The sequence below is a fragment of the Paenibacillus psychroresistens genome, assembly GCF_009728935.1.
GTDB classification, from domain to species: Bacteria; Bacillota; Bacilli; order Paenibacillales; family NBRC-103111; genus Paenibacillus_AC; species Paenibacillus_AC psychroresistens.
In genome coordinates this window covers 272,501-299,207 of the sequence record NZ_CP034235.1, presented here as the reverse complement: position 1 = coordinate 299,207, position 26,707 = coordinate 272,501, and the positions used below count along the sequence as shown (strand labels likewise).

Here is a 26,707-nt window from a genome sequence, read left to right as displayed (position 1 = left end):
TATGCAACTCTCGTTATTTTAAACGTGTCCTACTAAATATACAGCAAAAGAAAGCGTTTTCTTGGAGAGCAAATATTTATTGTGAGGTGTATTTACATGTATTCATTCGGTCAAACTATTTCCGGCGATAGTCAGTTCTACGATCACATTGAACATGCCATACCTATTCAAATATACCAAGACCAGAATCATACGGATATCGGATACATAGATGCTTACTCAGATAATTTTGTTAAGGTCAATCAAACCTATTACTGTCGCAAACAATTTACATTCGTTTCACGACCTGGTTATTAATCCTCGAATAACTTGCTTACGGATAGCTGTTCGTGAATTCGAATGATGGCTTCCCCCATAATATTCGCTATCGATAATATTTTAATCTTGCTTGAAGGATTTGGATGCGTGATTGGAATCGTATTAGTCACCACTAATTCTTGAATAGGAGAATCTTCAATCCGCTGCATGGCGGGTCCAGATAATACAGCATGAGTCCCGCAAGCATAAACCGCAGTTGCCCCATATTGCATCAACGCATTAGCAGCTAACACCATCGTGCCTGCTGTATCAATCATATCATCAATTAGAATAGCCGTCTTTCCCTCGATCTCGCCAATAATATTCATTACTTCGCTCATATTAGGCTCTGGACGTCGTTTATCAATAATCGCTAGCGGGGCACTTAAGTAATCCGCAAGCCTTCGTGCACGAACCACACCACCATGATCTGGTGAAACCACTACTACATTAGGCAGCTTTTTGGCTCGATAATATTGGCCTAGAATAGGCACTCCCAACAGATGATCCACCGGAATGTCAAAAAAACCTTGAATCTGCATGGCATGCAAATCCATGGTAATGACGCGGTGCGCCCCAGCGGTTTCAATTAAATTGGCAACCAGCTTAGCTGTAATAGGATCTCGTGATCTTGCTTTGCGATCCTGACGGCCATAACCGTAATAAGGCATAACGACATTAATGCTTTTAACCGAAGCACGTTTCAAAGCATCAATCATAACTAGCACTTCCATCAAATGATCGTTAACCGGATAACAGGTTGATTGAATTAAGAAAACATCACAACCACGAACACTCTCATTAAGTCGGATTTGAATTTCACCATCGCTGAAGCGAAATACTTCTGCATCACCTAGAGCAACCCCTATGTAATCCACAATTTCTTGGGCAAGCGCTGGATTTGAATTACACGTAAAAACCTTAAGCTTTGTATCTAAGTAAGCCATTATTTACCTCACTTCTGCGTGCTATTTTTTTTGGCTTGCATCTTACTGCGCAGTTTACTTGCGTATCCCGGCTTATTGGTTTGACGTTGTCTCGCAATAGCCATATCCTCATCCATAACTTCGTCCGTTATCGTCGAGCCCGCAACAATATAGGCATTCTTACCAATTTTAACAGGGGCAACCAAATTGGAATTGCTGCCTACAAAGGCATTATCCCCAACCTCTGTCCGCTGTTTATTGAATCCATCATAATTGACCGTGATCGCTCCACAGCCAAAATTAACATTCTTCCCAATTGTAGCATCTCCCACGTAGCTTAAATGTGAGACTTTCGTGTCGTTGCCCAGTGTAGCATTCTTTATTTCTACAAAATCGCCAATCTTAACACGCTCTCCAAGCTTAGCACCTGGGCGTAAATAAGCAAACGGACCAATTGTGCACTCATTCCCCACAACGGCATCGCTTAAAACGGATTGTTTAATTTGCACGCGTTCCCCTATCTGGGAATCTAATATTTCTGTATTAGGACCTATTGTGCAATCAGCACCTATAGTCGAATTACCGCCAAGTGAACAACCCGGTAAGATCACAGTATCTGCTCCAATTACAACCTCATTATCTATATAAGTGTTCGCAGGATCAATTATGGTCACTCCATTCAACATATGCTTACGAATAATTCGACTGCGCATATGCCCTTCAGCCTCTGATAGCGCCACTCGATCATTAACACCTATCACTTCTGCCTCATCTTGCGTACAGTAGCCGATAACCTTCTTACCCGCTTTTTGCATAATCCCAATAACATCCGTTAGATAGTATTCTTGCTGCACATTCTTGTTTTCAACCTTACTTAAAGCCTGGAATAAACTACGGTTATCAAATATATAGGTTGCCGCATTAATTTCCCTAATAGCAGCTTGTTCAGCTGAACAGTCCTTCTGTTCAACAATCCCTATAACATTACCTTCAGCATCACGCACTATCCGACCATAGCCTTGTGGACTTGCCACCTCAGCTGTCAATATTGTAGCAGCCGCTTTCTGAGCTGAATGCACCTCAAGCATCCTTTGTAAGGATTCTACCCTAACTAAAGGTGTATCCCCGCAAATGACCACCGTGATTCCCTCAGCATCCTGCAGCAGCTCTTTAGACTGAAGTACTGCATGCCCTGTACCCAGCTGCTCGGATTGCAAGGCGTATTCCGCTCGCGTACCTAGATAGCTTTGTACCATCTCAGCACCATGACCAACAATTACAACTTTGCGATCGACTTGCAATTGTTCCAATATATCTATAACATGCCCAACCATGGGTTTACCACAAACCGGATGCATGACTTTATATAGCTTAGATTTCATTCTTTTGCCCTGTCCCGCAGCCAAAACGATTCCCATCAACGTCATTATACACTCTCCCCATTACCAATCAGTCTGATTTATTATTGACTATATACCATCTTTTACAAAAAGAAAAGAGAGCCCAGAGGCTCTCCAAGATACATAAAATTATGCTCCTTCTTCTATAACTTCTTCCTCTGTTGCCGCTTTCTCGTACTCCGACAAAACTGCTGCTTGGATTTTCTCGCGTGTGGAAGAGGAGATTGGATGTGCGATATCTCGGAATTCCCCATCAGGAGTACGTTTGCTTGGCATTGCGACGAACATTCCATTGTTTCCGTCGATGACTCGTATGTCGTGGACAACGAATTCATTATCAATGGTGATCGAGGCAATCGCTTTCATCCGACCCTCAGAGTTGACGCGGCGGAGTCTAACATCTGTTATTTGCACTTAGTGTTCACCACCTTTTCCTCAAGAAGACTTGGTGTATAATTCCACATTTATGTGCAAATTCCTTCTTCAAATCAAGAATATTTTGGAAATTTATAAAATAAATTTTTCCATTTAGATACTTTCGACATTAACCGACACTAACTGACACAACAAGTTCGATTTCGACAAAAACATCTCTAGGTAAACGAGCTACTTCAACGGTGGAACGGGCTGGTTTATGATCACCAAAATAGCTCGCATAGACTTCGTTCAACGCTGAAAACTGATTCATGTCTTTAATAAAAACGGTCGCTTTAATTACATCACTCAAAACACAGCCAGAAGCTTTAAGAACCGCTTGTAAATTTTGAAACACTTGATGCGTTTGTTCCACAATTCCACCAGCTACAACTTGTCCGTCTAAACCAAGTGGAATTTGTCCGGATGTGAATAATAAATTGCCAAAACGAACGGCTTGTGAATACGGTCCAATTGCTGCTGGTGCCTCATTGGTTGCTATGATTTCTAATTTACTCATTCTGCACTTCCTCATTATCAAAATAATTACCTGGTACTACGGCTATATGTTTGGTCTTAGCATCCATTTCAGTTAGTCTTGCCAACGATATGTAATCTTCAACCAAATGCTCCACTACTTCTCCAGACTCTACAAAAACACCTACACCCTTCAAGGTCGCCCGAAACTCCTTAAGCAGGTCCATCATCCCTTGAATCGTTCCTCCTGCACGCATGAAGTCATCTACAATCAAGACTTTGGACTCTTCTTTCATAGCCCGCCTTGCCAATGACATGGTTTGAATTCGTTTGTTGGATCCAGACACATAGTTAATGCTAACCGCTGAGCCTTCCGTCACTCGATTATCCCGTCGCACGATCACTACCGGTAAATTTAAGTAAGATGCCGTTGCATAAGCCAAAGGAATCCCTTTTGTTTCTACGGTCATCACAACATCAATATCCCTGCCCGCAAATGCGGAGGCGAACATTTTGCCAACTTCATTCATAATCGAAGGCTGCCCCAAAATATCGGACATATAAATAAATTCACCTGGTAGAATTCGTTCTGGTTGAGCTAGTTTCTCACATAGCTTCTTAATAAATTGCAAGGAAATAGCTTTAGGAACTTTAGGAATGAATTTCACTCCACCAGCTGCGCCAGCCATAGTAAGTAATTCACCTAAGCCTTCGAGCTCGAATACTTCTTTAATTATGGCAAGATCCTCACTGATTGAGGATTTCGCAGAGCTGTAGCGATCAGCAAAAGTGGTTAACGGAATTAATGTATGGGGACGAAATAATAGATATTGTGTCATTTCAACCAATCTTGCGCTACGCTTTAACTTTTTCATCAAGCCCCTCCTATACCTCAATGTAGATACGATAAAAACCGAATATTATATAGTAAATATAACATTTTTATACGTGTTTACACAAGTTTTATATAGGGATAATCCGTTTAACACTAAGTATATTACGCTTTTTACTCTTTTATCCGTTATGCTAAGTTAACATCCTTACAGCGTATACCTCTTTGCAAAATCCCCTTAACCCATTATAAATCCGTTTTGCCTTGACCTCTTTGGAAACAATTCCAAAAACAGTCGGTCCGCTGCCAGACATCAATACACCATCTGCGCCTAAATTCTCCATGCATTGTTTAAGCTGGCGTACAACCGGATACATACCAAGCGTCACTTCTTCTAGCACATTGCCCATGGAATGGCAGAGCTTGTCCAAGTTCTTAGTACGAATAGCTGCCAATAAATCCTCGGTAGCTGGATGTGACTTAATTTGTTTAGCATTTAACTTAGTATAAATATCTGAAGTAGAGACGTTAATCGGCGGCTTAACGAGGATAACCCAGCATTGTGGCGGTGCTTCAATGGCTTGCAGTAGCTCTCCTCGACCTGTAGCCAACGCTGTTCCTCCACCAATACAAAAAGGTACGTCTGAGCCTAAGATTGCGCCAAGACGCTGCAGCTCCTCCATAGGGATTCCTAATCCCCACAGCCGGTTCAAACCCCTCAAGGTTGCAGCAGCGTCACTGCTCCCACCCGCTAGTCCTGCAGCTATTGGAATTTTCTTATCTATATGGATATGAACTCCTTGGCGTACTTGGTATTTCATTTTAATTAGCTTAGCTGCTTGGAAGGCTAAATTCTTCTCATCTAACGGGATGTAGCCAGACTGACTGGAAAGTGTGATTTTATCCTGTGGCTGTTCTTGAATCTCAAGCCGATCTGCTAAATCGACCATAGTCATGATCATCTCCACTTCGTGATAACCATCATCCCTTTTATGTAAAACATCCAACGATAAATTTATTTTGGCAGAAGCTTTCTCTAGTATCTTCATTATGCACACCTTCTCAACCTAATTGACAATCATAACCTTACACATTATAACAAAATGTCACTACAAAAACACCACTGCATCCTAGCAAGGTTAAACAGCTACACCTTCTTTCCGAAGGAGGACAGTGCGTTTGTCCGGAATACTAAGATAAGTATAGTTAATAAAACTATACTTATCTTAGAATTCAAGAAAAAAGCTAAAGCAGGGTTCACTCTAGCTTCATTCTTGTTCATTTCCTTAACGGGGTGGTTTAACCAAGCTATTCTCTGCAATTTGAATGGCCCGCTTGATCATATTTCCTGCATCTTTGGAGCGAATTCCGCCCCAGCCTTCACGATCCACGGTTTCAGCAAAACCTAAATCTTTGGCAAGCTCATACTTAAACTCTTCCGACATCGTGCTTCGCCTTCGACGGCTCATTTAAGCTAACCTCCTTTTTATTCGTCATGCCAAGGTAGTATGCGATGAATGGACAAATAAAAAACAGCAAAATCGATGTCGATTTTGCTGCAATTGTATAATTGACCCATGTATGTGGATTCTACTGTTGAAGATACGAAATGCGAACTTGTCCATCATCATTGCATACAGTTACTTCAACGGACTCTGTTAAAATATCCGCATAACTGTAGGAAACTCGTTTAAAAGCATGTTGTTCTTGATCTAATTTAACAATAAACACTGAAGGGTAGGTCTCTTCCAAAACACCAGAACGTTCAATGGTCTTACGACGACCGCCATTTGCACGTAACATAATCTTTTGCCCGACGTGGGGCTCCAAACTGCGTTTGATCTCCAATAGCGCATTTTTAGCCATTGTATGATACCACCTCTTTCTTAGAGAATTATACCTCATCTAGGGGGTGGAAGTCAAACAAGCCAAATATTATAACAGCGATCCAATCAAATTGTCAACGGGAAATGAAGTTAAGACCTGGAATGCCTATACGATGGCTGCCTCGAGTCTCCATACCGCCTAATCCTTCTAGCCCGCTCATCGTATGTTGAACAATATCCTTCATTTGCACAGTGTCTTTAATCGAGGTGAAAGAAACCTTAGCTGCGATATAAAGCGGGTCAAGGGCGTGGATCAGAACTCTTGCAGGCGAGCTAGCGAAATTCGCTCCTGCTTGCAGTAAGGCCTCATAAAAAGATTGGCAAGCACCTGCAATAATAACGAGTGAGTCTCGATTTCGTTCGTACTCGCGTGCTACCTGAACGGCTTTGACGAAATGATGGGAATTCTTATAGCTTTCTAGATTGTGCAAATCACTGCTGCTACCATCCTTCACAAGGCCGTCATGTCCCGTTATAACTAAGATGTCCGGCTTTTTTTGCGGCAATAACTGAGTTAAGGCATCCGCCATGTTCGACTCGGACACATAAAACCCTTCTGCCGGGACACGCAGCTGACTATATAAAAGCAAACTTTTACGCAAATATAAAGGGTCTCCATCCAAATGCAGCACTTTGCCTGGCACTTCAAAATAAGAATATCCGCCGCTCGCTTCCTTCTCTCTAAGCTTACGATATTGTGAAATGCTGCGCATGGCCTCTGAGGTCTTCAAACCTATAGCCGGATCCGTAATATAGGAATCTGCCTGAACCTCGCTTAAATCGTAAATAGGCGAGTCTGCAAGCAGTCGATATTCGATACCTTTGAGTAATGCATTCTGCGAATTGAGCTCTTGGATTTTGAAAAGCACATCTCCGCCATACGATTTTCTAACGACCAGGTCACCTTGCCTCATAAAAGTAATCGCCTCCTGCTCTATCGTATGGGTAATATAGGCGTTTGGTGTCAGACAAAAGAACCCCTCATTTGAAATCAAGGGGTTTATAGCTGAGTTATGTTAGGGTTTGTAAGCCAGTAGAGCGTTGCTCAATCGTGCATATTCAGACAGACTTAACGTCTCGCCTCGGCGAATGGGGTCAATATCGCATTGCTGCAAGATGCCGTTAAGCTCATCTCGGGTGTCTTTGGTGAAAAATCGAGCTAATAAATTATTGGATATGGTTTTGCGACGTTGGGCGAAGCAGGCTTGGACTACTTCAAAAAACCAAAGCTCATCTTCAACTTCCACGGGAGGCTTTGTACGAACCTTAAGCTTGATAACGGCCGAATCTACATTAGGCTGAGGGATAAACACAGTTCTAGGTACGATCATAACCAATTCTGGCTCACAATAATACTGTACCGCGATACTCAAGCTTCCATAGTCTTTACCGCCCGGAGGGGCTGCCATACGAAGTGCAACTTCCTTCTGGATCATGACTACGATATTCTCTAAGGGTAACCGCGTTTCCAGTAATTTCATCACAATAGGTGTAGTGACGTAATATGGCAAATTAGCAACTACGCTAACTTTGGTACTCTGATCGAATTCCTGAAAGATCTCTTCGAGCGAAAGCTTGAGCACATCCCCATGAATAACCTTTACATTGGGATAAGCTTGCATGGTTTCCTCAAGAATAGGCAGTAAACGCTGATCAATTTCTACAGCTACCACTTTACCTGCCGCTTTAGCTAATTGTTGGGTCAATGCCCCAATACCAGGCCCTATCTCTAAAGCGCCTTTTTGATCATCCAAATCAGCCGCAGCTACGATCTTATGCAAAATGTTCTGATCGATGAGAAAGTTCTGCCCAAGGCTTTTTTTCAGCACAAGCTTATGCTTTTTTAGCATTTCATTTGTTTTACTAGGTGAAGCTACTTCATCCTGATTGTTAACGTTTATGCTCATTTACGACCCTCTTTTATCAAATTGCGCCAAGGCTGCATTAAATTCTATTTTGGTAATTTGAAACATCTGACATCGCTTATGAAACTGCTTGCCATTAGCATACCCTATCCCCAACCATTTGCCCATCTCTAATCTCCTCTGAGCGGCCTGAGGATGAACGATAAGCCCTGCAGCAATTAAATCCTCCCATTGGATCTCGGCTTCGCTCCGCTCTTGCTCAGTCCTCACGTTAGCCAATGCTTTGCGGATGAGGTCTGGTGATGCATTCTCTACTCCAATATCGCCTTTGTATGATGCTTCCTCTTGCGTGAGGAAAGCATGCTTACAGCCAGGTATGCGTTCACTGATTAATTTACGCAAGCGCTCACCCGCGTGGTCAGGATCCGTGAAGATAATAACACCTCTACGCTGCTGAGCCAATTCGATTTTGCCGTAAATTTCGCGGTTGATAGCTGAGCCTCCTGTTTCAATGGTCTCTGCTTCAACGGCTCTGCGAATGGCTGTGGTATCATCCTTACCCTCGACAACAATGATTTCCTTAATCATGCCGCACTCTCCTTGCTCGTCTTTTTGAGCTTCTTCATAGCAAAAAGAAGAGGAGACTCCCTCTTCTTCTACTTTCCCCTTGTTGCATTCAATTGTCAATCAAGCCATTAATCGCTTGTTGGTTTTTTGGGTCCGATGACATAAACCGTATAACCACGTTTTAGTCCAAACTTATTCACATAGTCTGAGCTTTCAAAGTATATATCAATTTTGTTGCCTTTAATCGCGCCACCTGTATCCTCAGCACGACGGAAACCTATGCCATCAATGTAGACCCACCAACCAATTGGAATGACATTCCTATCTACTGCAATGGTTCTGCCTTCTTTCACTATCGCTCCGGAGGAAGTAACACCAGACTGCGGATCAGAGGCTTCCTTGCCTGTAGAAGCAAAATCAGCGGAATAAGCTGTTAAAGTTACGTTATTGATAACTTGTTTATAGGCAAACTCGATTCCATTTTTAGAAACGTTGTCCACTTCAGGAGATGTAGCGGACAGCCTTTTAATTTTAACCGCAGGCTTTTTAACCGATAACTTAGCGACCTCAGGCTTCTTAGTCCCAACAGCTACTAATTTCTTAACGCTTGCCAACTGTACCACTTCACCCACAACGTGTGTAGCAACGAGAGTACCGTCTTCATAGACCTTTTGCTTGTGAATCAGCTTAGTTCCAGCTTTACCCTCTTGAATGGTTTTTTCTTTCCCTTTAAGCAAGGTGCCGTCACTCTTCTGCTCCGTTGAGAAAGCAATAGCTACTGTTTGACTTTCTTGTTCCTTCTTCACGCGAACAATTTTGATCGGTGCATAATCTGAAACCTCTGTGTACAGAGCAGGGAACACTTTATCTTCGTTCCCTATAGATATGCTTAGGTCTTTCAACGCACTCTCAACCGTTTTTCCGGTTGTGTACATAGTTTTCGTCTTTCCATCAGCTGTCAGTTGAATTGGCGATGTTGTGTCAATCGTTATTATTTCCCCGTTTTTAATTGTTGCATCCAACTGGGTAGAAACCCGATCGTGCTCGCCAACTGAAATGGCTTGTTCATCCAGTAAATGTTGTAGGTCAGATTCCCGAGTTAATACCGAGATTTCTTTGCCGTCCAACACTACGGATACGCTTTTGATAGCCGTACCGTACAACAACATGAAAAACATGATAAGCAAAGCGCTTGAGATTAAAGCTATTATAGCAATCAAGCGCACTCTTTCATGCTTCCAACGCAATGCGAAGGTCATGCTGGATGATCGTTTTACATGGGTTCCGTCTTGCTGGATTGTGCCCACTTCTTCGGTCCTCCTTCAAAGCCTCGCCGTCAAGTATTATGCATGTTAGAAATGACGCGACTTAGGTTTTTTATTTTTTGATGCGGTTTACTTACTGCTACTTTGAGCTTCCACCTCCGTTATTAACATGCAATCACCGGTTCCACCTGGATCCAATAGCCGTTTTAGAGAAAACAAAAAAGCCACAAGAAGAGGAACTCTTCTCGTGGCTTTGGGATCAACAAAGTTATCACACGACAATCGTTTCCTCTCTCTTTACGCTTACGAGGTTAGCTGACGGATTCGGACGTGAGAGTCGCCCTACTTAGGTAAATGATGCATTACCTATGATTCACCCCTTTAACCGTAAATCACTCCATTTCTGGACATGAGTTACTTATGGTTCCCCCGTTTCCCTAATGGAAACTCAGCGAATTGGAAAATTGGTAGCAGTATTTAGTTATCTTGAATGTATATTACGCTGTCTGGCTCAACCTGTAAAGGGATAAAAGTTCAGATATACGGGATAAATCCCGTCTAATTCTACCAAATACAGGCATTTGAGTGAGGAAAGTTAAGTTTTATCTTTAGTTTACTCTCTCTAACGCGGTATTAAGACCATAATCGATAAAAATTGTGAATAAAGGCCTATAAGATTATAATGATTTAAGGATTTATTTGATTTTATTATGCTTATCCGGCAGAAAGAGGTGAAAATAATTGGAAGCTATTTTGCAGCTGGATCAGTTATTTGGAGGCTACTTTATTCATAAGCCTTTTTTGAAAAATATTTCATTTTCGGTGCAAAAAGGTGAAATGGTTGGGCTCATTGGATTAAACGGAGCAGGAAAGAGTACAACCATTAAAAACATCCTTGGGCTGCTTAAACCACAGCAAGGTCATATTCGAATTAAAGGCATTGAACTGGAAGAATCACCCCAAGAATATCGCTCCTCGTTTGCTTATGTACCTGAAAGTCCGGAGCTGTACGAAGAACTTACCATTCAAGAGCATCTTGAATTAACTGCCCTCGCATATGGAATTGAAAAAAAAGAATTCACAGAGCGTTCTCAACGATTAGCCAAGCTTTTTCAAATGGAGAAAAAACTTAACAGCTTTCCCGCCCATCTCTCAAAAGGAATGCGGCAAAAGGTGATGATTATGAATGCCTTTTTAATTGAGCCGCCGCTTTATATTATCGACGAGCCCTTCTTAGGTCTCGATCCACTAAGCATTCGCGCATTGCTTGAGCTGATGGTGCAGGTAAAGAAAACAGGTGCAAGCTTCTTAATCAGCTCCCATATCCTGTCCACCATTGAGAAATATTGCGAACGCTTCATAGTCATGCATCAAGGAACGATGATTGCTTACGGGACTTTAGATGAAATTCGTGCACAAGCCAAGCTGCCTAATGCATCGTTGGACGACCTGTTCTGTGAGCTGGTAGGGAGTGAGGTGCAGTGAAACGAATTGAACACCTTTGGTTTGCTAGATGCGCTGAATTCTGGAAAGAGGCTTTACAATACGGGTCTTATGTGGCGCGAAGCGGATTTACAGCTTTTCTTTTCGGGATTTTTATTGTCGGGATTTACTTTTATAACAAAGTCTTAGAAACCCTGCCAACTTCATTTCCTTATGCTTGGATTACAACACCTGTGATCCTGCTTGCGTTAGTGATAAGTCCAATACGAACCTTTATTAAGACTGCGGATGCTGTATTCTTGCTTCCAGCTGAGAAACAGATGAACGATTATTTTCGCAAATCTTGGATTTATAGTTTTATGATCCAATCCGCTTTTGTTATTATTGCCTGTTTAGCGGTATGGCCCTTATATCGGCATTGTCTCGGCGAGAGCAAAGAGCCCTTATGGGCACTTCTATTGTTTCTCTTGCTGAACAAAGCACTGCATTCGGTAATCAGTTGGCAGGAAGGACGCATGGTCTATAAACGTCACCGTGACCAACTGAAAGTTTTGCGCTGGCTGCTTACCTTGATAATCGTTTATAGTTTGTTCGTGTATGGACTCCTGCTTGCATTGGCGGCATTGCTGCTCAGCAGCTGTATTATATGGATTACGCTCAGGGGGACACCCCTGCACACCATAAACTGGGATCACCTGATTAAAACCGAGCAAAAGCATCTAGCAGCTCATTATTTATTCTACAGCTGGTTTATTGATGTTCCACAACGTGTAACACCACCCAAGCATCGAGCACTTTGGTCGCAATGGACCAAACTATATGCTTTTCTGTCCAGCAATACTTTTTTGTACCTTTACACAAAAACTCTTTTGCGCAGTGAACTATTCGGAATTATACAACGGCTCACTTTGCTTGGTTTAATTCTGCTTATCACAACACCCAATGTCACCGCTAAAATCATTATTTATGGTATCGTGATTTTTATTAGTACTGTGCAAACCTCATCTTTAGACCAGCAGCATCGTTATTCCTTCTGGCTGCTCTTATACCCGCTTCAGCCTGAATGGAGGACTCAAGCGTTAGCCAAAATTCTTTTCTCGACGACAGCCTTTCAAAGCCTTTTACTGACAATAACTCTACTGTGCGTTAATGTTTCGTTCCTACTAGCTGTCTTCTGTTTATCCCTAAGCTGGCTATTATGCGCATTGTATAGTTTTGTCATATATCCACGAAAATTGCGTCGCAGATTATTTTAACCCTAAGAGCCGAATCGCATTATTTGTCGTAATTTGAGCTATCTCTTCTAATGATACATGATGGATAGCCGCTGCAGCTTCTGCTACAAGCTTTACATAAGCCGATTCGTTACGTTTACCACGATATGGATGCGGAGTTAAATAAGGCGAGTCTGTTTCTAATAGCAAACGATCCAATGGTACAAGCGCGAGCACCTCTTTAGGCTGCTTCGCGTTTTTATATGTAACTGGACCTCCAAAGGAAATATAAAAATTCATATCCAAGCAAGCTTTCGCTGTTTCCCAGCTCCCCGAAAAACAATGCATAATTCCTCCAACCTCAGCCGCTTGCTCTTCTTTTAGAATCTGTAAAATATCCTGATGAGCCTCACGATTATGGATCACGATAGGCATCTTTACTTTACGCGCCAATTGGATCTGTTCACGAAACACGCGCTGCTGAGTTTCCTTTGGTGATGTATCCCAGTGGTAATCTAAGCCAATTTCTCCGATAGCTACTACTTTTTCATGCTTGCATAACTCTTCGATCCAAATAAGATCCTCCGGCAGCATATCCTTAGCATCCTGGGGGTGCCAGCCAACCACGCCATAGATGAAATCATAAGCTTCAACCAATTGCATGGTTGTTGGGATCGTTTCACGGTTAAAGCCAATATTAACCATGCGTGTAACTCCGTTATCTACAGCCCGTTGAATAGTTTGAGCACGATCCTCGTCAAAATCTTTGGAGTCTAAATGGGTATGAGTATCTATTAACATAATTTGAATAATCTCCTTTTGTGCTTTTTATTAATTTTTTTGAGTTAATAATTGTCGAATGTGAGGCGGTAATGTATTGTTCAAGAGAATTTCTTCTGGATAATAAAGTTTATGCTCTCCTCGGTGCATTCCCGTGATGGAACGTACAATCTCCGATTGCTGGGAAATTTCAGTTAACTCGTCCCGGGAATTAAGCAAGACTATCGGCAGCTTCTCATCCGACTTTCCAGGCAGATAGACATCATAGGGAAGATCACTTGGATAATCGACCTGCAAATAATAATCTGCTGGTAAGCCAATATGGTCCATGTAAGCGCGAATTTGTTCCAAAAGCTCCGGTTCGACTTCTTCATAAGCTGCATATTTAAATAACCTGCGATTCATAAATCGGCTGCATAAATCAGCGAGGATTACATCCTTTTCAAGCTGCCATTGCATGAATAACGCCTGCATTAACGCCTCATCTAATTGTACGTATCCCTCTAAAGTCAAACGATTCGCTAATAAACACTCAATAGGATGCACAATAAATCCAAAATGATAAGCTTCTTCATAAAGAACCTTTGCTCGCTGTAATATTTTGGCCAATAAAATCTCTGCACTTCGAGTTACGGGGTGAAAGTAAACCTGCCAATACATTTGATAGCGGGACATCAGATAATCTTCAATGGCATGCATTCCGCTTTCTTTAACAACGATACGGCCTTTAAATGGTCGAACTACACGTAGAATACGCTCCAAATCAAACGTTCCATAGTGGACTCCTGTAAAATAAGCATCTCTCAGTAAATAATCCATACGATCTGCGTCAAGCTGGCTAGAGATTAAACTGATAACAATTTCTTTGGAATAGGTTTTATTAATAACTCCTGCAACCTTCATCGGAAAATCTTCATCTACACGCCTCAATATAGCATTGACCTCTGTGTTTTCCAGCACCATTCTAACCGACCAATCCTCATGATTGGTTTCAAATGTCTTTTCTATAGAATGCGAGAACGGGCCATGGCCAATATCATGCAATAAAGCCGCGCATAAACACAACAGCCTTTCTTCCTTCGGCCAATCCTCATACCCATAACGTTCAAATTGCGAGATAATCTTACGCGTAATTTCATATACTCCTAAAGAATGGGAGAATCGACTATGCTCTGCGCCATGGAAGGTCAAGTAAGATGTGCCCAATTGACGAATGCGGCGTAGTCTTTGGAACTCACGTGAATTAATCAAATCCCAAATGGTTTGATCTTGGACATAAATATATTTGTGAACAGGGTCTTTAAATACCTTTTCTTCCGCTAAAATTATACCTTCCATAATCATTTACACATCCTTTACATTACTTTCGACTTAATTCGACATTTTACGACATTATTCTTATTTCTACGCGCAATTCCACTTGCGTTAATTCCCAATTAATTTGCTTTATCGTGCAATCTTATTTTGTGAGTAATTGCTTTTTTTGATGGAAATCCACAATAACACACCTAATTACCTTGAATACTAGCATATTTTCCGTAGAATTAGGCGTATTTTCAAAAAATTCATTTCATTTCTCTGTATAAGCAGGGTTGACTATTATGGGAATCGTTGGTATCATAAGAAATAAGAACTTTGTCGAATAATGACGAAACATGTTGAGAGGAGAATTACCACAATGTTAAAATCTACCGGAATTGTAAGAAAAGTTGACGAATTAGGTCGTGTAGTAATTCCAATTGAATTGCGACGCACTTTAGGTATTGGCGAAAAAGACGCATTGGAAATTTATGTAGACGGCGAGCGCATCATGTTGAAGAAATATGAGCCAGCTTGTATCTTCTGCGGCAATGCAGATAATGTTTCTTACTTCAAAGGAAAAATAATTTGCCACATTTGTTTGTCTGAAATGCCAACACCTGTGACAAAATAATTAAAGTAGTATATAATGGTATTACAACCACATTTACTCGAACCTTTTATCATACTCCTTATGATCCCTAAGCATACACGTAGGCGCATTGCCTGCAGCTTAGGGATATTTTTTTCGAAGTATAAGAATGTATAAGTTTCATATTATGTCCGATGCAATTCGTTATAAACTTCCCGCTTAGGCACTCCGCGATCTATCGCGGTTTTTTTTATGGCTTCTTTCGGATCAACGCCTAAATTCTCATAATGTTCCGTGTGCTCATGTACAGTGAGATCAGCCCACCATGCATTATCTGCATCCAATTGAGCTTGTGTCTGCACATAACCACCGACCACCAGGCAATACTCCCCAAGCGGAGGATGATTCTCTAAGAATAGGCGAGCATCTGCAATAGTACCTCTAACCATCTCTTCATAACGTTTCGTTAATTCTCTAGCAAGAACAATCTCACGATTACCCCAAATAGTCTCCATAGCCGTTAATGTCTTAGCAACCCGATGAGGTGATTCATAGAAGATTAAGGTTTCTTCACGCGTTGCCAGCTTCTCTAAGGCTTGCTGGAGATGCTTCTTATCACGGGGCAGAAAGCCAGCAAAGGTAAAGCGGTCTGTAGGCAAGCCTGAGACGATTAAAGCAGAGAGGGCTGCATTCGCACCGGGGATTGGAACTACCGGGATATTGTCTGCTATGGCTAGCTTGACCAACTCGTAGCCGGGATCGGATATCGCCGGTAATCCTGCGTCAGATACTAAAGCTATCGATTGCCCCGTTAATAACAGGCGGACGAGTTCAGTACCGCTGTGTAGCTTATTATGTTCATGGTAGCTAACCATACGAGTAGGTATCTCATAATGAGTCAGAAGCTTACGGGTTTGGCGTGTATCCTCAGCAGCAATCCAATCCACTTCCTTTAAAGTTCGAATGGCGCGGAAGGTCATATCCTCGAGATTGCCAATCGGTGTCGCTACTAAATATAATGTTCCCATACTATTAGAGGATTGATAGCTTTTTTGAATGTTTAACGCTTTATCAGACACACCTTCACTCCTTTCCATAGAATATTTGCATCAGCTCATCGCTATATTCATTCTTATTCTTGAAGGCAATTACGGGAGGCAGCATCCGCACCTCGGGTTTGCCATCTTTTAGAGCTTCAATAAGCACCATGTTAGCCTCTTCATCTACTCGTGGATGCACAAAGCGAATACGCTTCGGCTCCAGACGATATTGCCGCATCAGCGTCATGATATCCACTAAACGCGCAGGGCGATGCACCATGGCTACCTTGCCACCTGCCCTCACAAGCTTAGCGCAAGCAGCAATCACTTCCTCTAGGTTGCAATGGACTTCATGACGCGCGGCAGCAAAATGCTCATTTGTATTCTGTACACCATTAATTACAGGTAAATAAGGTGGATTGACCGTCACAAGATCAAAATACCCATGGCCAAACGTCTCATGAGTTTGTCTAAGATCGCCTCTTATAATATGAATTTGCTCCTGCAGCTCATTCATAATGACACTCCGCTCTGCCATATCTGCCAAGCGTTCCTGAATTTCAATTGCATGGATGATCGCTTTGGTCCGTGTCGTTAATAATAAAGGGATGACGCCATTGCCTGTGCACAAATCCATAATTTTGCCTCGCAGAGGCACTGTACAAAAGCGCGCAAGCAATACTGCATCTAGCGAGAAACTGAATACCTCGTCACTTTGGATAATTTTTAATTGATGTGTCATTAAATCATCGATACGTTCCATCTTTCTAAGCCTCACCTTATACTGCCTCATATTTTCAAAAAAAACCGTAGAGCCTACTATACGGTTAACGGGATTGTTGCCCGTTCTCCGTATATCTCTACGGTATCGCCTATTTATTTAAAAAAGATATACAGAACATACAATCTCCCTCAGTACGAAGATGACCATAATATACGTTGCAAATGTGGAAGCCTTCATAATAGAGTCTAGCTAAATTATCATAGCCTTCACCAATCATTGGATTTTCTTTATCCCCTTGGGCGGGCAAAGCAGGATCTGCCTCTCGCTTCAGCAGCTTACGCAGCTGTTGATTCTCAATGCTTAATCGTTGATTTTCTTCCATCAGCTTAACAACTGTTTTCTTGAAGGTAGTAAAATTAGCAAAGGCAATGCCAAGCTCTTCCTCCATATTTTCTACTTGTCCAAATATATCTTGTTTATCCACAATCCCACCCCAGCCTATGTCCCCTACTCCTGATCTACTACTACATCGTCCGAAGGCAGCTCAAGCACTTTACCTAGATCGAATATTTGTACCTTAACGACACGTTCTGATGCATTTAAACCAACTACCTTGCCGTGACCCAAAGAGGTCATAACCAATTTACCGATACGAGGAAGGTCTTCTTTAGCGCTCTCATAATTGTCATGCTCGTATTTCAAGCAGCACATCAATCGACCACATAAACCTGATATTTTAGTGGGGTTTAAAGAAAGGTTTTGATCCTTAGCCATCTTAATGGAAACCGGCTCAAAATCACCTAAGAAAGTCGAGCAGCATAGCAATCTGCCACATGGGCCAATTCCACCAAGCAGCTTTGCTTCATCACGCACGCCAATCTGTCTAAGCTCAATGCGCGTACGAAAAATACTGGCTAGATCCTTGACCAATTCACGAAAATCAACTCTACCCTCAGCTGTAAAGTAAAATATAATTTTGTTACGGTCAAATGTATATTCAACATCAACTAATTTCATTTTTAGTCCATGCTCTTTTATTTTGTCTTGGCAGGCTGTAAACGCGTCTCTAGCCGCTGTTTTGTTGCCTTCCACTAATTTAGCATCTGCTTCATCTGCAATTCGAATTACTTTTTTTAATGGCAATACCACATCGTTCTCAGCAACTTCTCTTTTACCTATTACCACATTACCATATTCTAAGCCTCGTGCTGTATCCACGATGACACTACTGTCTTTTTCCACAGGTAAATCTATAGGATCAAAATAAAATATTTTGCCTGCTTTCTTAAATCGTACACCTACGACTGAATACATGGTTAATCCCCCCTTTGTATGTCAATGATCCACTTCTCCATAGCTAACTGTGCGTTAGCATTAAATCGGAGTCTCTTTTGCAATTCTATGGTATGTTCCATACAGGCAACCCAATATTGAATTTCGCGAGAAAATGCATGCTGTCTTATCCAGTCTATTCGATCTAAATAGATCATACTATCTTCTCGTCCGCAGATAAAATGTACCATATCTTTAAACCAAAGAATCGACAAATCAAGAAATATTGGTAAATGCTCGACCCATTCAGCTTTTATTACCTTTTGTTGGATGGATAGCAGTGCTGCCGGATAACTGGTCAACGCCTCCATAACCAATTGTATCATTACATTTCGTGCTTCGGCAAACCAATTCCCCTGAATAAGCTCTCTAGCAGCATCTAAGCCTGCAACAATATGAACCGCAGGTAATACTAAAGTCGCAGAAAGCCCCTCTGCAATTAGCTTTTGAGATAGCTCTTGAACCCCTAGTGGGGTAAAAGGAACCCATTGGGCACGTGATTGAATGGTAGGCAGAAGAGCATGTCCATTCTCAGCAATTAGAATCGCCAAAACGTCGGATGTTGGTTCCTCTAGAAATTTAAGCAAGCTGTTAGCCGCTTGAGTAGTCATTCGGTCCGCATTCTGAAGTACGTATACTTTAGTCTGCGAGGTGGTCGAACGATAAGCAAATTGCTTCTGCAGCTCACGAATTTGTTCGATCTTCAAGCTAGCCCCATCTGGTTCAATCCAATGTAAGTCTGGATGGTTCTGATGAGCTACTTTGCGGCAATTCAAGCATGTACCGCAAGCATCATCTTTCATTTCCAAACAATAAACTGCTTGTGCTAGTGTGAGCGCCATCTGTCTGCGCCCAGAGCCACTAGGTCCACTAAAAATATATGCATGCGACAGCGTCTCATGCTTTAAACCATTCTGCAATAAACGTTTTACGCGATCTTGACCTACTATTGTAGCAAATGACATACCCCGTTCGCCTCTTTAAGGATAACGACTATACCGTCTTACAATACTAACAAGTAACAATTCCTCGTTAGCATTACAAGAAAACGTGCGTTTGTCCGGAAATTTAAGTCTGTATAATGTGAAACTTATACTTTCTCATATTTTAAAAAAATAAGTTAATCAGCATGCCGCGTATTTCGCCGATTTTTTGTAGAATCTCAATGCGGCCTTGCTCATGCTCTAGCAGATCGTCTGCCATAGCTAATAAATTCTCATCAATTTCTTCTAACAGCTTATAGCGCTTACTTCGTCCACGGCGGTCCCAGCCCCTTGTATCCCGTAACTGGACACCTCGTCGAGCTGTTTCTTCCAAGAACTTTTTAATCAGAAGCTTATATTGACGCAGCTCACGAACCGTCATCGATTTACTTAGACGTTCGCCTTGCATTTGGATTTGCTCTAACATCCGGTTAAGCTCAGTTACAGCTGTTTTCCCGTCGTTTTGCTGCATCATTTCAGAAAATGTTTTCTGTTGTACTTGATTAGCAGCTATATTATCAGGCAGCTTGACCTCTTTATTAAGCGGACGCCACCCTGGGTTGATTTTCACTTGAATACACCCCGTTTAATAATGTTCGAATCGTTCAACTGGCATAACGAAAACCGCGGCGCCGCCCACTTGAACCTCTACAGGGAAAGGGATGTAGGAATCCGTTGTTCCCCCCATAGGTGAAACCGGGGTTACCAGCTGTTCTCTTACCTTACAGTTGGCTTTAATAACCACCATAACTTCCTGCACTCTATCATCTTCAATCCCTATCATAAACGTAGTATTCCCCGCCCGGAGGAATCCACCTGTACTGGCCAGCTTTGTTGCACGAAAGCCTTCTTTAATTAAAGCATTCGACAAACGGCTGCTGTCCTTATCCTGAACCACGGCTATTACAAGTTTCATAAAAAGACTCCTCCCTTAGTATACCTTATTTTTTAAGAAAATTTGCGAAAGATTGTTGAAAGTCGTTTTCGATGTCAGCAAAGATGACTTCTTTATCACGATCTCCATTTATAAGACAGACACGGTTTGGTTCCTTCTCAGCAATTTCAAGAAACGCTTCACGCACTCGATTATGATAATCGCTGTCCTTTTGCTCGATCCGATCCAAAACTAGATGAAATTCGCTATGGGCACGCTGCAGCAATCTTTGTTGACTTACTTCCACAGGCACCTCAACCATGTAGGTTCGATGCGGTTTTAATCCTGAGGTTGCAAATTGATTGATTGCTCTAACCTCGGCTTCCTCCATACCCGAACCAAAAGCTTGATAAGCTACACTGGCGTCAACAAACCGATCACACAAAACGATATGCCCTGCAATTAAAGCGGGAATTATCTTCTCATGTACATGCTGTGCTCTAGAAGCTGCATACAATAAAACCTCGCTTTGCCCTATCATAGCACTATTGTCAGGTGACAGCACGATCTTGCGTATCTGATCACTGATCGAGGTCCCTCCAGGCTCACGAGTTACAATCACTGAAAAGCCAGCTTGCTGCAACATATTTGCTAATTTCTTTAACTGTGTGGTTTTTCCTGATCCATCTGGTCCTTCAAAGGTGATAAATAATCCTTTCACTGGTTCCTCCATTACAAGCCTATTCTATAAAAACAGTAATATGGTCTAATTGTGGTTCTTTACTCCCCTGAAAAGCAGCTCCTTGTTTCGCAATCCATTTAATCTGTGAAACGGCATTCTCTGTAACCTCTTCCCCTACATATAACAAAGGAATCCCAGGAGGATATGGAATAACCATCTCTGCCGATATAGATCCGATTGCCATTTCAAGAGGAACCGCTTTCACCTTTAAAGAGTTCTTTTGCTGTTGGAGATTCATAGGGATAGGTGCTGAAATTTGAGTAAAAAGCTGTACATTATTGTTATTCGCGATTTCTAGTGAAAAATCCTGCTTTTTGATGTTTAATACAGAGAAAATATCCGATAATGCCTTAAATAGACGCTCTGCATCCCTTTCATCCGAAGCTAAGCTGAAATGAAGCAGCACATGTCTGGCATCTGCCATTTCCGCATCACAGCCCTCTTGCTCAAGCTTATCTCTTAGCTGATATCCGCTCCATGTCCCAGTTCGATCACTTATTGTTAATTTAAAAGGGTCCAAGGTTTCATAAGCTAGGTTATTGGCTGCCCTCTCCAGTATGGCTATAGCTGGAAGCTTGCTCTGGATCTGCTCACGTAAATGCTTAACAATTTGTAAGCTTTGTGCTAACTTATGCTCGCCCTGCTGATATATCCATCTACGGCACAAATCCAAGGACGCCATAATGGGATAGGATGGGCTTGAGCTTTGCAGCATGCCTAACCTTTGTTGAATCAATTCACTATCCACTCGATTCCCCTGTATATGCAGCATTGCCCCCATCGTCATGGCAGTTAACATCTTATGTGTGGATTGGACCACAATATCTGCACCACTTGCTAAAGCCGATTGAGGCAATAGTGGGTGAAAACCAAAATGCGCACCATGTGCTTCATCCACCAATAGAGGTATACCTCGGGAATGCACAGTATCTGCTATCTCCGATAGATGAATACCCATTCCATAATAATTGGGATTGCTAAGCAGTACTCCCTTTGCATTGGGGTATTGATTCATAGCCGTTAATATATCTTCAAGATTAACTCCGGTAGCTAACTGGCTTGCAGTATCCCAACGTGGAGGTAGGAATACTGCTTTTGCCCCTGCTAACATTAATCCATGAATAATCGATTTATGAACATTGCGTTGCACAATTAGAATCTCATCTCTTGCACAGGCCGCTAAGATCATTGCCAGATTACCTACCGTACTGCCGTTAACCAGAAAAAAGCTCTTTTCCGCCCCAAAACAATCCGCTGCCAGTTGCTCTGCTTCAAGGATAACGCCTGTCGGATGATGTAAATCATCTAATGAAGGCAGCTCTGTGTAATCAATACTCATAATGGCGGAAAAGCTATCGATTCCCTCAGGATCAAGCCCATTCCCATTCTTATGGCCAGGTACATGAAAGCTAGCTCGTCTTTGAAAACGGTGTGCGTGCATTTTTTCATATAAAGGTGCTTTATTTTGATTTAATTTCCCTCTTAACATTCCATAACCTCCATAGCAAAAAAAGGATAAGCACTAACCTTACCCTATTTACTATATGAAAAAAACGATTGGATATAAAGTTTTTCTTTTCCCAATTGATAGCTGAAGCCGCGTTTAGGCATTCTTTCGATAGAGGATTTGCTTCATTTGATGAATAAAATAAGGGTATTTAACATCCTGTACATCCGTCTGAACCATCTCCGCTTCACAGCCTTCACATATAAACTCCGATAGGATTCGAATTCCATTGGGTTTCATTTGTCCGCATATAATGCAGGACGTTTCTATATATTCTTCCATCTGTCAGGCCTCCTTATTCTACTCTTTTATTTTTCAGTATACCCATTCCTGTTCTTTCTATAATCATATGAAGCAATTATCAATTAGGTGTATGTACTACAAAATCATAGGCTTGGATTATATTTAGGGTTTAACTTTAATAAACCGATGTATTTACCGATATATACTATGAATCAGGAGGGATATAATTGAAAGATCAGAAAATCGCCGAAAACTCCACTTTCTACAACTACACGCTTATAAAAAAGATATCCATGACCCGTTCGTTTATTATATTTTGTCTATATTTTAACATTTTCCTGCTAGCTTGTGATGTGATTTATTTTCGTTTAGACGGTTTAATTGCATATTTAATCAGTATTCCCGCTATCGCTTTACTCCAATTTATTCTAATTTCTATTGTTCTGCAAACCACTAATGATTCTTCACGCAGGCACTGGGGGATCAGAAAGGGGTTACCTTTTGTTGGTTATATGCCTACGGGTTTTGTTGCTTTAAAGAGCCTTTACAGAGTCCATGCCCATTTGTTATTGGTCGGCTCCGCAATCATTGGTATCCTTTATATTTGGATTCCTCCTGCATATTTCAACAGTTTTATGTTTGTCCATCTAGGCTTGTTGCTTCCGCGTTTAGTCACCCTTTGGAGATTTAAAAAATTAAAGCCTTCCGGGCTTGTAAAATTTAATGAGAAAGATGTATCTTATTACACAACGTGATGCTAAAAACAAGGTGATTTAGAGCCTACATTTTGAAGCTGGATGAATAAATTATCCTTAAAATAGTACCCGTTTCTGGCGCTACAGAGCTGATTGAGCGCTCGATTTACACAATAACACCAGCTTTTTGGTGTTATTGCTCTGCTCGAGGGGATCAGAAACAGAACAAAACACACTCACGAGTGATTGAGTGGCTGGAAAGCAACTTTCAACGGAATAAAAACCAAAGGTAATGCTTGTTTGGTTCATTTACTTTACTGGAAAATGTATCGATAATTTCTGCGTATAAGACTTTTACGACCTTTTAGCTGGAAAAACTCAGGCTGTTGAGAAAGTCTTTGCCACACCTCGAACCTCAAAAACATTAACTCCTAGCACCTAAACTACTTTTTTACTTTCACAAAATCCATTCTCTAGAGACATTTTGCCAATAATCGCATATTATTATTGCTACAACTGGAATCCCCCCGTTAATATTCATTATTACGACAATTTTAGTGAATAACTGGAAAAGATCCATCTAAAAAAGGGCCTTTAGCTGTTTTAAGGCCATTTTCACTGAATTATCAGGAGGAAATCCATCTAAATCATAAAAACCTACCTGAATACATTTATTTACGGGAGAAAATCCATTTAATTCATCTAAGTGGTAGGAGTCATGATCTCTATATATTGACTTTCTCAACAACCTGAGAAGCCCCTGTTAATTGTATCCTAAAATTGATATTTCAGAATAATCGCTGAATAAGGGGTCTCCATTTAATACAAAAAAAATTCAGTTTTTTCAAACTAGCTTAATCAATTTAACCACAGTAATGAGTTGAAACTCGTACTGATTAAAATCAACCCGTGGATAACCAACCCACTTATCCACAGGTTATCAACATTTTATCAACAGAAGTCAAAAATAATAACTTCCTAGACAAATAAAAAGCCTTCTGGGAATAAACCCAAAAGGCTTCTTTATTTTGCTTGGCAACGTCCTACTCTCCCAGAACCCTGCGGTTCAAGTACCCTTGGCGCTGGAGGGCTTAACGGTCGTGTTCGAGATGGGAACGCGTGGTTCCCCTCCGCCATCATTACCAAACGCGGTGCAATTCAAGGATTATTCCCTGAAAACTAGAAACGAAGCGAAGAGTTGTGAAACATCCAGGTAACACACTGCTTCTTACACATGACTGCATAACAAGTCTTATTGGGGTAAGCCCTCGACCGATTAGTATTTGTCAGCTCCATACATTGCTGCACTTCCACCTCAAACCTATCAACCTCGTGGTCTACAAGGGGTCTTACATACTGGGAAATCTCATCTTGAGGGGGGCTTCACGCTTAGATGCTTTCAGCGCTTATCCCGTCCGTTCTTGGCTACCCAGCGATGCTCCTGGCGGAACAACTGGTACACCAGCGGAACGTCCATCCCGGTCCTCTCGTACTAAGGACAGCTCCTCTCAAATTTCCTGCGCCCACGACAGATAGGGACCGAACTGTCTCACGACGTTCTGAACCCAGCTCGCGTACCGCTTTAATGGGCGAACAGCCCAACCCTTGGGACCTACTTCAGCCCCAGGATGCGATGAGCCGACATCGAGGTGCCAAACCTCCCCGTCGATGTGGACTCTTGGGGGAGATAAGCCTGTTATCCCCAGGGTAGCTTTTATCCGTTGAGCGATGGCCCTTCCATTCGGAACCACCGGATCACTAAGCCCGACTTTCGTCCCTGCTCGACTTGTTGGTCTCGCAGTCAAGCTCCCTTATGCCTTTGCACTCTTCGAATGATTTCCAACCATTCTGAGGGAACCTTGGGGCGCCTCCGTTACACTTTAGGAGGCGACCGCCCCAGTCAAACTGTCCACCTAACACGGTCCCTTGCCCCGATTCAGGGGCATAGGTTAGAACCTAGGTAGGATCAGGGTGGTATCCCAACGTCACCTCCACACAAGCTGGCGCTCATGTCTCAAAGGTTCCCACCTATCCTGTACAGATCATACCCAAATTCAATATTAAGTTACAGTAAAGCTCCATGGGGTCTTTCCGTCTTGTCGCGGGTAACCTGCATCTTCACAGGTATTAAAATTTCACCGGATCTCTCGTTGAGACAGCGCCCAAGTCGTTACGCCATTCGTGCGGGTCAGAATTTACCTGACAAGGAATTTCGCTACCTTAGGACCGTTATAGTTACGGCCGCCGTTTACTGGGGCTTCAATTCATAGCTTCGCCTTGCGGCTTACCACTCCTCTTAACCTTCCAGCACCGGGCAGGCGTCAGCCCGTATACTTCGCCTTACGGCTTCGCACAGACCTGTGTTTTTGCTAAACAGTCGCTTGGGCCTTTTCACTGCGGCCCCCTCGGGCTATTCACCCTACCGAGGCACCTCTTCTCCCGAAGTTACGAGGTCATTTTGCCGAGTTCCTTAACGAGAGTTGTTCCGCGCGCCTTAGAATACTCTTCTCGCCCACCTGTGTCGGTTTGCGGTACGGGCACCTTCTCCCTGGCTAGAGGCTTTTCTTGGCAGCTTGAGTACATGATCTTCGGTACTGTAATTTTCCCTCCGCGTCACAGCCTAGCCTAACAAAGTGCGGATTTGCCTACACTTTAGCCTCACTGCTTGCACAGACACTTCCATCCGTCTGCATCTTTCCCCTTCTGCGTCACCCCATTGCTCATAACGGTTCACGGTGGTACTGGAATTTCAACCAGTTGTCCATCCACTACGCCTTTCGGCCTCGCGTTAGGTCCCGACTTACCCTGAGAGGACGAGCCTTCCTCAGGAACCCTTAGGCTTTCGGCGGACAAGATTCTCACTTGTCTTTTCGTTACTTATACCGGCATTCTCACTTGTCTACTCTCCAGCGCTCCTTACGGTACACCTTCTCAGCATAGACAACGCTCCCCTACCAAACAACACCATAAGTGTTGAGTCCATAGCTTCGGTGGCGTGTTTAGCCCCGTTACATTTTCGGCGCAGAGTCACTCGACCAGTGAGCTATTACGCACTCTTTCAATGGTGGCTGCTTCTAAGCCAACATCCTGGTTGTCTTTGCAACTCCACATCCTTTCCCACTTAACACACACTTGGGGACCTTAGCTGATGGTCTGGGCTGTTTCCCTCTCGACAATGGATCTTAGCACTCACTGTCTGACTCCCGAGATTCGAGTTTATGGCATTCGGAGTTTGACTGGACTTGGTAACCCTTGGCGGGCCCCGCACCCAATCAGTGCTCTACCTCCACAACTTATTCTCGAGGCTAGC

29 protein-coding genes, 2 rRNA genes and 1 riboswitch (1 of these 32 only partly in view) are annotated in these 26,707 nt (G+C 42.4%); of the genes, 5 read left to right on the top strand and 26 right to left on the bottom strand.

The features are described 5' to 3' along the window. Positions 1 to 96: 96 nt before the first annotated feature. On the top strand, positions 97 to 297 hold the full coding sequence (locus EHS13_RS01500; RefSeq protein WP_155698676.1) for a hypothetical protein: 201 nt from the start codon (positions 97 to 99) through the stop codon (positions 295 to 297). Here the strand turns inward: EHS13_RS01500 and EHS13_RS01495 are convergent. The 12 genes from EHS13_RS01495 to EHS13_RS01440 form a co-directional block, all read right to left on the bottom strand. Further along, positions 294 to 1,244 (bottom strand): ribose-phosphate diphosphokinase, encoded by a 951-nt coding sequence (locus EHS13_RS01495; protein ID WP_155698674.1) that lies wholly within the window; start codon positions 1,242 to 1,244, stop codon positions 294 to 296. The two genes, EHS13_RS01500 and EHS13_RS01495, sit on opposite strands and share 4 nt — an antisense overlap. Before the next feature lie 8 nt (positions 1,245 to 1,252). Continuing rightward, positions 1,253 to 2,650: a bifunctional UDP-N-acetylglucosamine diphosphorylase/glucosamine-1-phosphate N-acetyltransferase GlmU gene (gene glmU / locus EHS13_RS01490; protein WP_155698673.1), complete on the bottom strand. Its 1,398-nt coding sequence runs from the start codon at positions 2,648 to 2,650 to the stop codon at positions 1,253 to 1,255. A gap of 102 nt (positions 2,651 to 2,752) precedes the next feature. Then, positions 2,753 to 3,037, bottom strand: coding sequence for a septation regulator SpoVG (gene spoVG / locus EHS13_RS01485; RefSeq protein WP_155698672.1), 285 nt, complete (start codon positions 3,035 to 3,037; stop codon positions 2,753 to 2,755). Positions 3,038 to 3,167: 130 nt separating this feature from the next. Next, entirely contained in the window at positions 3,168 to 3,557 is a 390-nt protein-coding gene (locus EHS13_RS01480; RefSeq protein ID WP_155698670.1) for a RidA family protein, read from the bottom strand. Continuing rightward, positions 3,550 to 4,389 (bottom strand): pur operon repressor, encoded by an 840-nt coding sequence (purR, locus tag EHS13_RS01475; RefSeq protein ID WP_155698669.1) that lies wholly within the window; start codon positions 4,387 to 4,389, stop codon positions 3,550 to 3,552. Before purR ends, EHS13_RS01480 begins: the two co-directional genes overlap by 8 nt. A gap of 151 nt (positions 4,390 to 4,540) precedes the next feature. Next, positions 4,541 to 5,395, bottom strand: coding sequence for a 4-(cytidine 5'-diphospho)-2-C-methyl-D-erythritol kinase (gene ispE, locus EHS13_RS01470; RefSeq protein WP_155698668.1), 855 nt, complete (start codon positions 5,393 to 5,395; stop codon positions 4,541 to 4,543). A gap of 237 nt (positions 5,396 to 5,632) precedes the next feature. Further along, positions 5,633 to 5,815, bottom strand: a complete 183-nt coding sequence (locus EHS13_RS01465; RefSeq protein WP_155698666.1) for a small, acid-soluble spore protein, alpha/beta type — start codon at positions 5,813 to 5,815, stop codon at positions 5,633 to 5,635. Between the two features lie 121 nt (positions 5,816 to 5,936). After that, positions 5,937 to 6,212, bottom strand: a complete 276-nt coding sequence (gene veg, locus EHS13_RS01460; RefSeq protein WP_155698664.1) for a biofilm formation stimulator Veg — start codon at positions 6,210 to 6,212, stop codon at positions 5,937 to 5,939. Positions 6,213 to 6,306: 94 nt separating this feature from the next. Further along, positions 6,307 to 7,146 carry a sporulation peptidase YabG gene (gene yabG, locus EHS13_RS01455; protein WP_155698662.1) on the bottom strand — a complete coding sequence of 280 codons (840 nt, stop codon included), beginning with the start codon at positions 7,144 to 7,146 and terminating at the stop codon, positions 6,307 to 6,309. A 102-nt stretch (positions 7,147 to 7,248) separates the two neighbouring features. Further along, positions 7,249 to 8,139: a 16S rRNA (adenine(1518)-N(6)/adenine(1519)-N(6))-dimethyltransferase RsmA gene (gene rsmA, locus EHS13_RS01450; protein WP_155698660.1), complete on the bottom strand. Its 891-nt coding sequence runs from the start codon at positions 8,137 to 8,139 to the stop codon at positions 7,249 to 7,251. Beyond that, positions 8,140 to 8,685, bottom strand: coding sequence for a ribonuclease M5 (gene rnmV, locus EHS13_RS01445; protein ID WP_155698658.1), 546 nt, complete (start codon positions 8,683 to 8,685; stop codon positions 8,140 to 8,142). A 107-nt stretch (positions 8,686 to 8,792) separates the two neighbouring features. Next, on the bottom strand, positions 8,793 to 9,971 hold the full coding sequence (locus EHS13_RS01440) for a resuscitation-promoting factor (RefSeq protein ID WP_155698656.1): 1,179 nt from the start codon (positions 9,969 to 9,971) through the stop codon (positions 8,793 to 8,795). A 242-nt stretch (positions 9,972 to 10,213) separates the two neighbouring features. Beyond that, positions 10,214 to 10,393: riboswitch (cyclic di-AMP (ydaO/yuaA leader) on the bottom strand. Between the two features lie 277 nt (positions 10,394 to 10,670). Here EHS13_RS01440 and EHS13_RS01435 point away from each other — a divergent pair. Both EHS13_RS01435 and EHS13_RS01430 read left to right on the top strand, forming a co-directional pair. Continuing rightward, positions 10,671 to 11,414, top strand: coding sequence for an ABC transporter ATP-binding protein (locus EHS13_RS01435; RefSeq protein WP_155698655.1), 744 nt, complete (start codon positions 10,671 to 10,673; stop codon positions 11,412 to 11,414). Then, complete coding sequence (locus EHS13_RS01430; protein ID WP_155698653.1) at positions 11,411 to 12,628, top strand: ABC transporter permease; 1,218 nt, start codon at positions 11,411 to 11,413, stop codon at positions 12,626 to 12,628. The genes EHS13_RS01435 and EHS13_RS01430 overlap by 4 nt, the downstream gene beginning before the upstream one ends. Here the strand turns inward: EHS13_RS01430 and EHS13_RS01425 are convergent. After that, positions 12,620 to 13,387: a TatD family hydrolase gene (locus EHS13_RS01425; RefSeq protein ID WP_155698651.1), complete on the bottom strand. Its 768-nt coding sequence runs from the start codon at positions 13,385 to 13,387 to the stop codon at positions 12,620 to 12,622. The two genes, EHS13_RS01430 and EHS13_RS01425, sit on opposite strands and share 9 nt — an antisense overlap. Positions 13,388 to 13,417: 30 nt before the next feature. Beyond that, the gene (locus EHS13_RS01420; protein WP_155698649.1) at positions 13,418 to 14,704 is read right to left on the bottom strand and encodes an HD domain-containing protein; all 1,287 of its coding nucleotides are present in this window, start codon (positions 14,702 to 14,704) and stop codon (positions 13,418 to 13,420) included. A gap of 340 nt (positions 14,705 to 15,044) precedes the next feature. Here EHS13_RS01420 and EHS13_RS01415 point away from each other — a divergent pair, with 340 nt between their 5' ends. Beyond that, positions 15,045 to 15,299: an AbrB/MazE/SpoVT family DNA-binding domain-containing protein gene (locus EHS13_RS01415; RefSeq protein ID WP_155698648.1), complete on the top strand. Its 255-nt coding sequence runs from the start codon at positions 15,045 to 15,047 to the stop codon at positions 15,297 to 15,299. 143 nt (positions 15,300 to 15,442) lie between these two features. Here EHS13_RS01415 and rsmI read toward each other — a convergent pair whose 3' ends face one another. From rsmI to EHS13_RS01365, 10 genes are all read right to left on the bottom strand, one after another. Beyond that, entirely contained in the window at positions 15,443 to 16,354 is a 912-nt protein-coding gene (rsmI, locus tag EHS13_RS01410; RefSeq protein WP_155698646.1) for a 16S rRNA (cytidine(1402)-2'-O)-methyltransferase, read from the bottom strand. Further along, positions 16,341 to 17,060, bottom strand: a complete 720-nt coding sequence (locus EHS13_RS01405; RefSeq protein WP_227013745.1) for a tRNA1(Val) (adenine(37)-N6)-methyltransferase — start codon at positions 17,058 to 17,060, stop codon at positions 16,341 to 16,343. Before EHS13_RS01405 ends, rsmI begins: the two co-directional genes overlap by 14 nt. A gap of 109 nt (positions 17,061 to 17,169) precedes the next feature. Next, positions 17,170 to 17,505: an initiation-control protein YabA gene (locus EHS13_RS01400; protein WP_155698643.1), complete on the bottom strand. Its 336-nt coding sequence runs from the start codon at positions 17,503 to 17,505 to the stop codon at positions 17,170 to 17,172. A 23-nt stretch (positions 17,506 to 17,528) separates the two neighbouring features. Beyond that, the gene (locus EHS13_RS01395) at positions 17,529 to 18,335 is read right to left on the bottom strand and encodes a PSP1 domain-containing protein (protein ID WP_155698641.1); all 807 of its coding nucleotides are present in this window, start codon (positions 18,333 to 18,335) and stop codon (positions 17,529 to 17,531) included. Between the two features lie 2 nt (positions 18,336 to 18,337). Next, entirely contained in the window at positions 18,338 to 19,318 is a 981-nt protein-coding gene (gene holB / locus EHS13_RS01390; protein WP_155698640.1) for a DNA polymerase III subunit delta', read from the bottom strand. A gap of 142 nt (positions 19,319 to 19,460) precedes the next feature. Continuing rightward, on the bottom strand, positions 19,461 to 19,907 hold the full coding sequence (locus tag EHS13_RS01385) for a YaaR family protein (RefSeq protein ID WP_155698638.1): 447 nt from the start codon (positions 19,905 to 19,907) through the stop codon (positions 19,461 to 19,463). Positions 19,908 to 19,922: 15 nt separating this feature from the next. Beyond that, complete coding sequence (locus EHS13_RS01380) at positions 19,923 to 20,252, bottom strand: cyclic di-AMP receptor DarA (protein ID WP_155698636.1); 330 nt, start codon at positions 20,250 to 20,252, stop codon at positions 19,923 to 19,925. A 25-nt stretch (positions 20,253 to 20,277) separates the two neighbouring features. Then, positions 20,278 to 20,931 carry a dTMP kinase gene (gene tmk / locus EHS13_RS01375; RefSeq protein ID WP_155698634.1) on the bottom strand — a complete coding sequence of 218 codons (654 nt, stop codon included), beginning with the start codon at positions 20,929 to 20,931 and terminating at the stop codon, positions 20,278 to 20,280. Positions 20,932 to 20,950: 19 nt separating this feature from the next. Beyond that, complete coding sequence (locus EHS13_RS01370; RefSeq protein ID WP_155698632.1) at positions 20,951 to 22,441, bottom strand: aminotransferase class I/II-fold pyridoxal phosphate-dependent enzyme; 1,491 nt, start codon at positions 22,439 to 22,441, stop codon at positions 20,951 to 20,953. Between the two features lie 114 nt (positions 22,442 to 22,555). Next, positions 22,556 to 22,741, bottom strand: coding sequence for a sigma factor G inhibitor Gin (locus EHS13_RS01365; protein ID WP_155698630.1), 186 nt, complete (start codon positions 22,739 to 22,741; stop codon positions 22,556 to 22,558). Positions 22,742 to 22,929: 188 nt separating this feature from the next. Between EHS13_RS01365 and EHS13_RS01360 the strand changes: the two genes are divergently transcribed. Then, positions 22,930 to 23,457, top strand: coding sequence for a hypothetical protein (locus EHS13_RS01360; RefSeq protein ID WP_155698628.1), 528 nt, complete (start codon positions 22,930 to 22,932; stop codon positions 23,455 to 23,457). 970 nt (positions 23,458 to 24,427) lie between these two features. Here EHS13_RS01360 and rrf read toward each other — a convergent pair. Both rrf and EHS13_RS01350 read right to left on the bottom strand, forming a co-directional pair. Then, positions 24,428 to 24,544 (bottom strand): 5S ribosomal RNA (gene rrf / locus EHS13_RS01355). A gap of 109 nt (positions 24,545 to 24,653) precedes the next feature. After that, positions 24,654 to 26,707 (bottom strand): 23S ribosomal RNA (locus EHS13_RS01350); it runs 872 nt beyond the window's last position.

What these genes read in the sequence shown, in the direction of transcription:
- EHS13_RS01500 (WP_155698676.1), top strand. Translation starts at nt 97, where the DNA reads ATGTATTCATTCGGTCAAACTATTTCCGGCGATAGTCAGTTCTACGAT.
- EHS13_RS01495 (WP_155698674.1), bottom strand. Translation starts at nt 1,244, where the DNA reads ATGGCTTACTTAGATACAAAGCTTAAGGTTTTTACGTGTAATTCAAAT.
- glmU (WP_155698673.1), bottom strand. Translation starts at nt 2,650, where the DNA reads ATGACGTTGATGGGAATCGTTTTGGCTGCGGGACAGGGCAAAAGAATG.
- EHS13_RS01480 (WP_155698670.1), bottom strand. Translation starts at nt 3,557, where the DNA reads ATGAGTAAATTAGAAATCATAGCAACCAATGAGGCACCAGCAGCAATT.
- purR (WP_155698669.1), bottom strand. Translation starts at nt 4,389, where the DNA reads ATGAAAAAGTTAAAGCGTAGCGCAAGATTGGTTGAAATGACACAATAT.
- ispE (WP_155698668.1), bottom strand. Translation starts at nt 5,395, where the DNA reads ATGAAGATACTAGAGAAAGCTTCTGCCAAAATAAATTTATCGTTGGAT.
- EHS13_RS01465 (WP_155698666.1), bottom strand. Translation starts at nt 5,815, where the DNA reads ATGAGCCGTCGAAGGCGAAGCACGATGTCGGAAGAGTTTAAGTATGAG.
- veg (WP_155698664.1), bottom strand. Translation starts at nt 6,212, where the DNA reads ATGGCTAAAAATGCGCTATTGGAGATCAAACGCAGTTTGGAGCCCCAC.
- yabG (WP_155698662.1), bottom strand. Translation starts at nt 7,146, where the DNA reads ATGAGGCAAGGTGACCTGGTCGTTAGAAAATCGTATGGCGGAGATGTG.
- rsmA (WP_155698660.1), bottom strand. Translation starts at nt 8,139, where the DNA reads ATGAGCATAAACGTTAACAATCAGGATGAAGTAGCTTCACCTAGTAAA.
- rnmV (WP_155698658.1), bottom strand. Translation starts at nt 8,685, where the DNA reads ATGATTAAGGAAATCATTGTTGTCGAGGGTAAGGATGATACCACAGCC.
- EHS13_RS01425 (WP_155698651.1), bottom strand. Translation starts at nt 13,387, where the DNA reads ATGTTAATAGATACTCATACCCATTTAGACTCCAAAGATTTTGACGAG.
- EHS13_RS01420 (WP_155698649.1), bottom strand. Translation starts at nt 14,704, where the DNA reads ATGGAAGGTATAATTTTAGCGGAAGAAAAGGTATTTAAAGACCCTGTT.
- EHS13_RS01415 (WP_155698648.1), top strand. Translation starts at nt 15,045, where the DNA reads ATGTTAAAATCTACCGGAATTGTAAGAAAAGTTGACGAATTAGGTCGT.
- rsmI (WP_155698646.1), bottom strand. Translation starts at nt 16,354, where the DNA reads ATGGAAAGGAGTGAAGGTGTGTCTGATAAAGCGTTAAACATTCAAAAA.
- EHS13_RS01405 (WP_227013745.1), bottom strand. Translation starts at nt 17,060, where the DNA reads ATGGAACGTATCGATGATTTAATGACACATCAATTAAAAATTATCCAA.
- EHS13_RS01395 (WP_155698641.1), bottom strand. Translation starts at nt 18,335, where the DNA reads ATGTATTCAGTCGTAGGTGTACGATTTAAGAAAGCAGGCAAAATATTT.
- holB (WP_155698640.1), bottom strand. Translation starts at nt 19,318, where the DNA reads ATGTCATTTGCTACAATAGTAGGTCAAGATCGCGTAAAACGTTTATTG.
- EHS13_RS01380 (WP_155698636.1), bottom strand. Translation starts at nt 20,252, where the DNA reads ATGAAACTTGTAATAGCCGTGGTTCAGGATAAGGACAGCAGCCGTTTG.
- EHS13_RS01370 (WP_155698632.1), bottom strand. Translation starts at nt 22,441, where the DNA reads ATGTTAAGAGGGAAATTAAATCAAAATAAAGCACCTTTATATGAAAAA.
- EHS13_RS01365 (WP_155698630.1), bottom strand. Translation starts at nt 22,741, where the DNA reads ATGGAAGAATATATAGAAACGTCCTGCATTATATGCGGACAAATGAAA.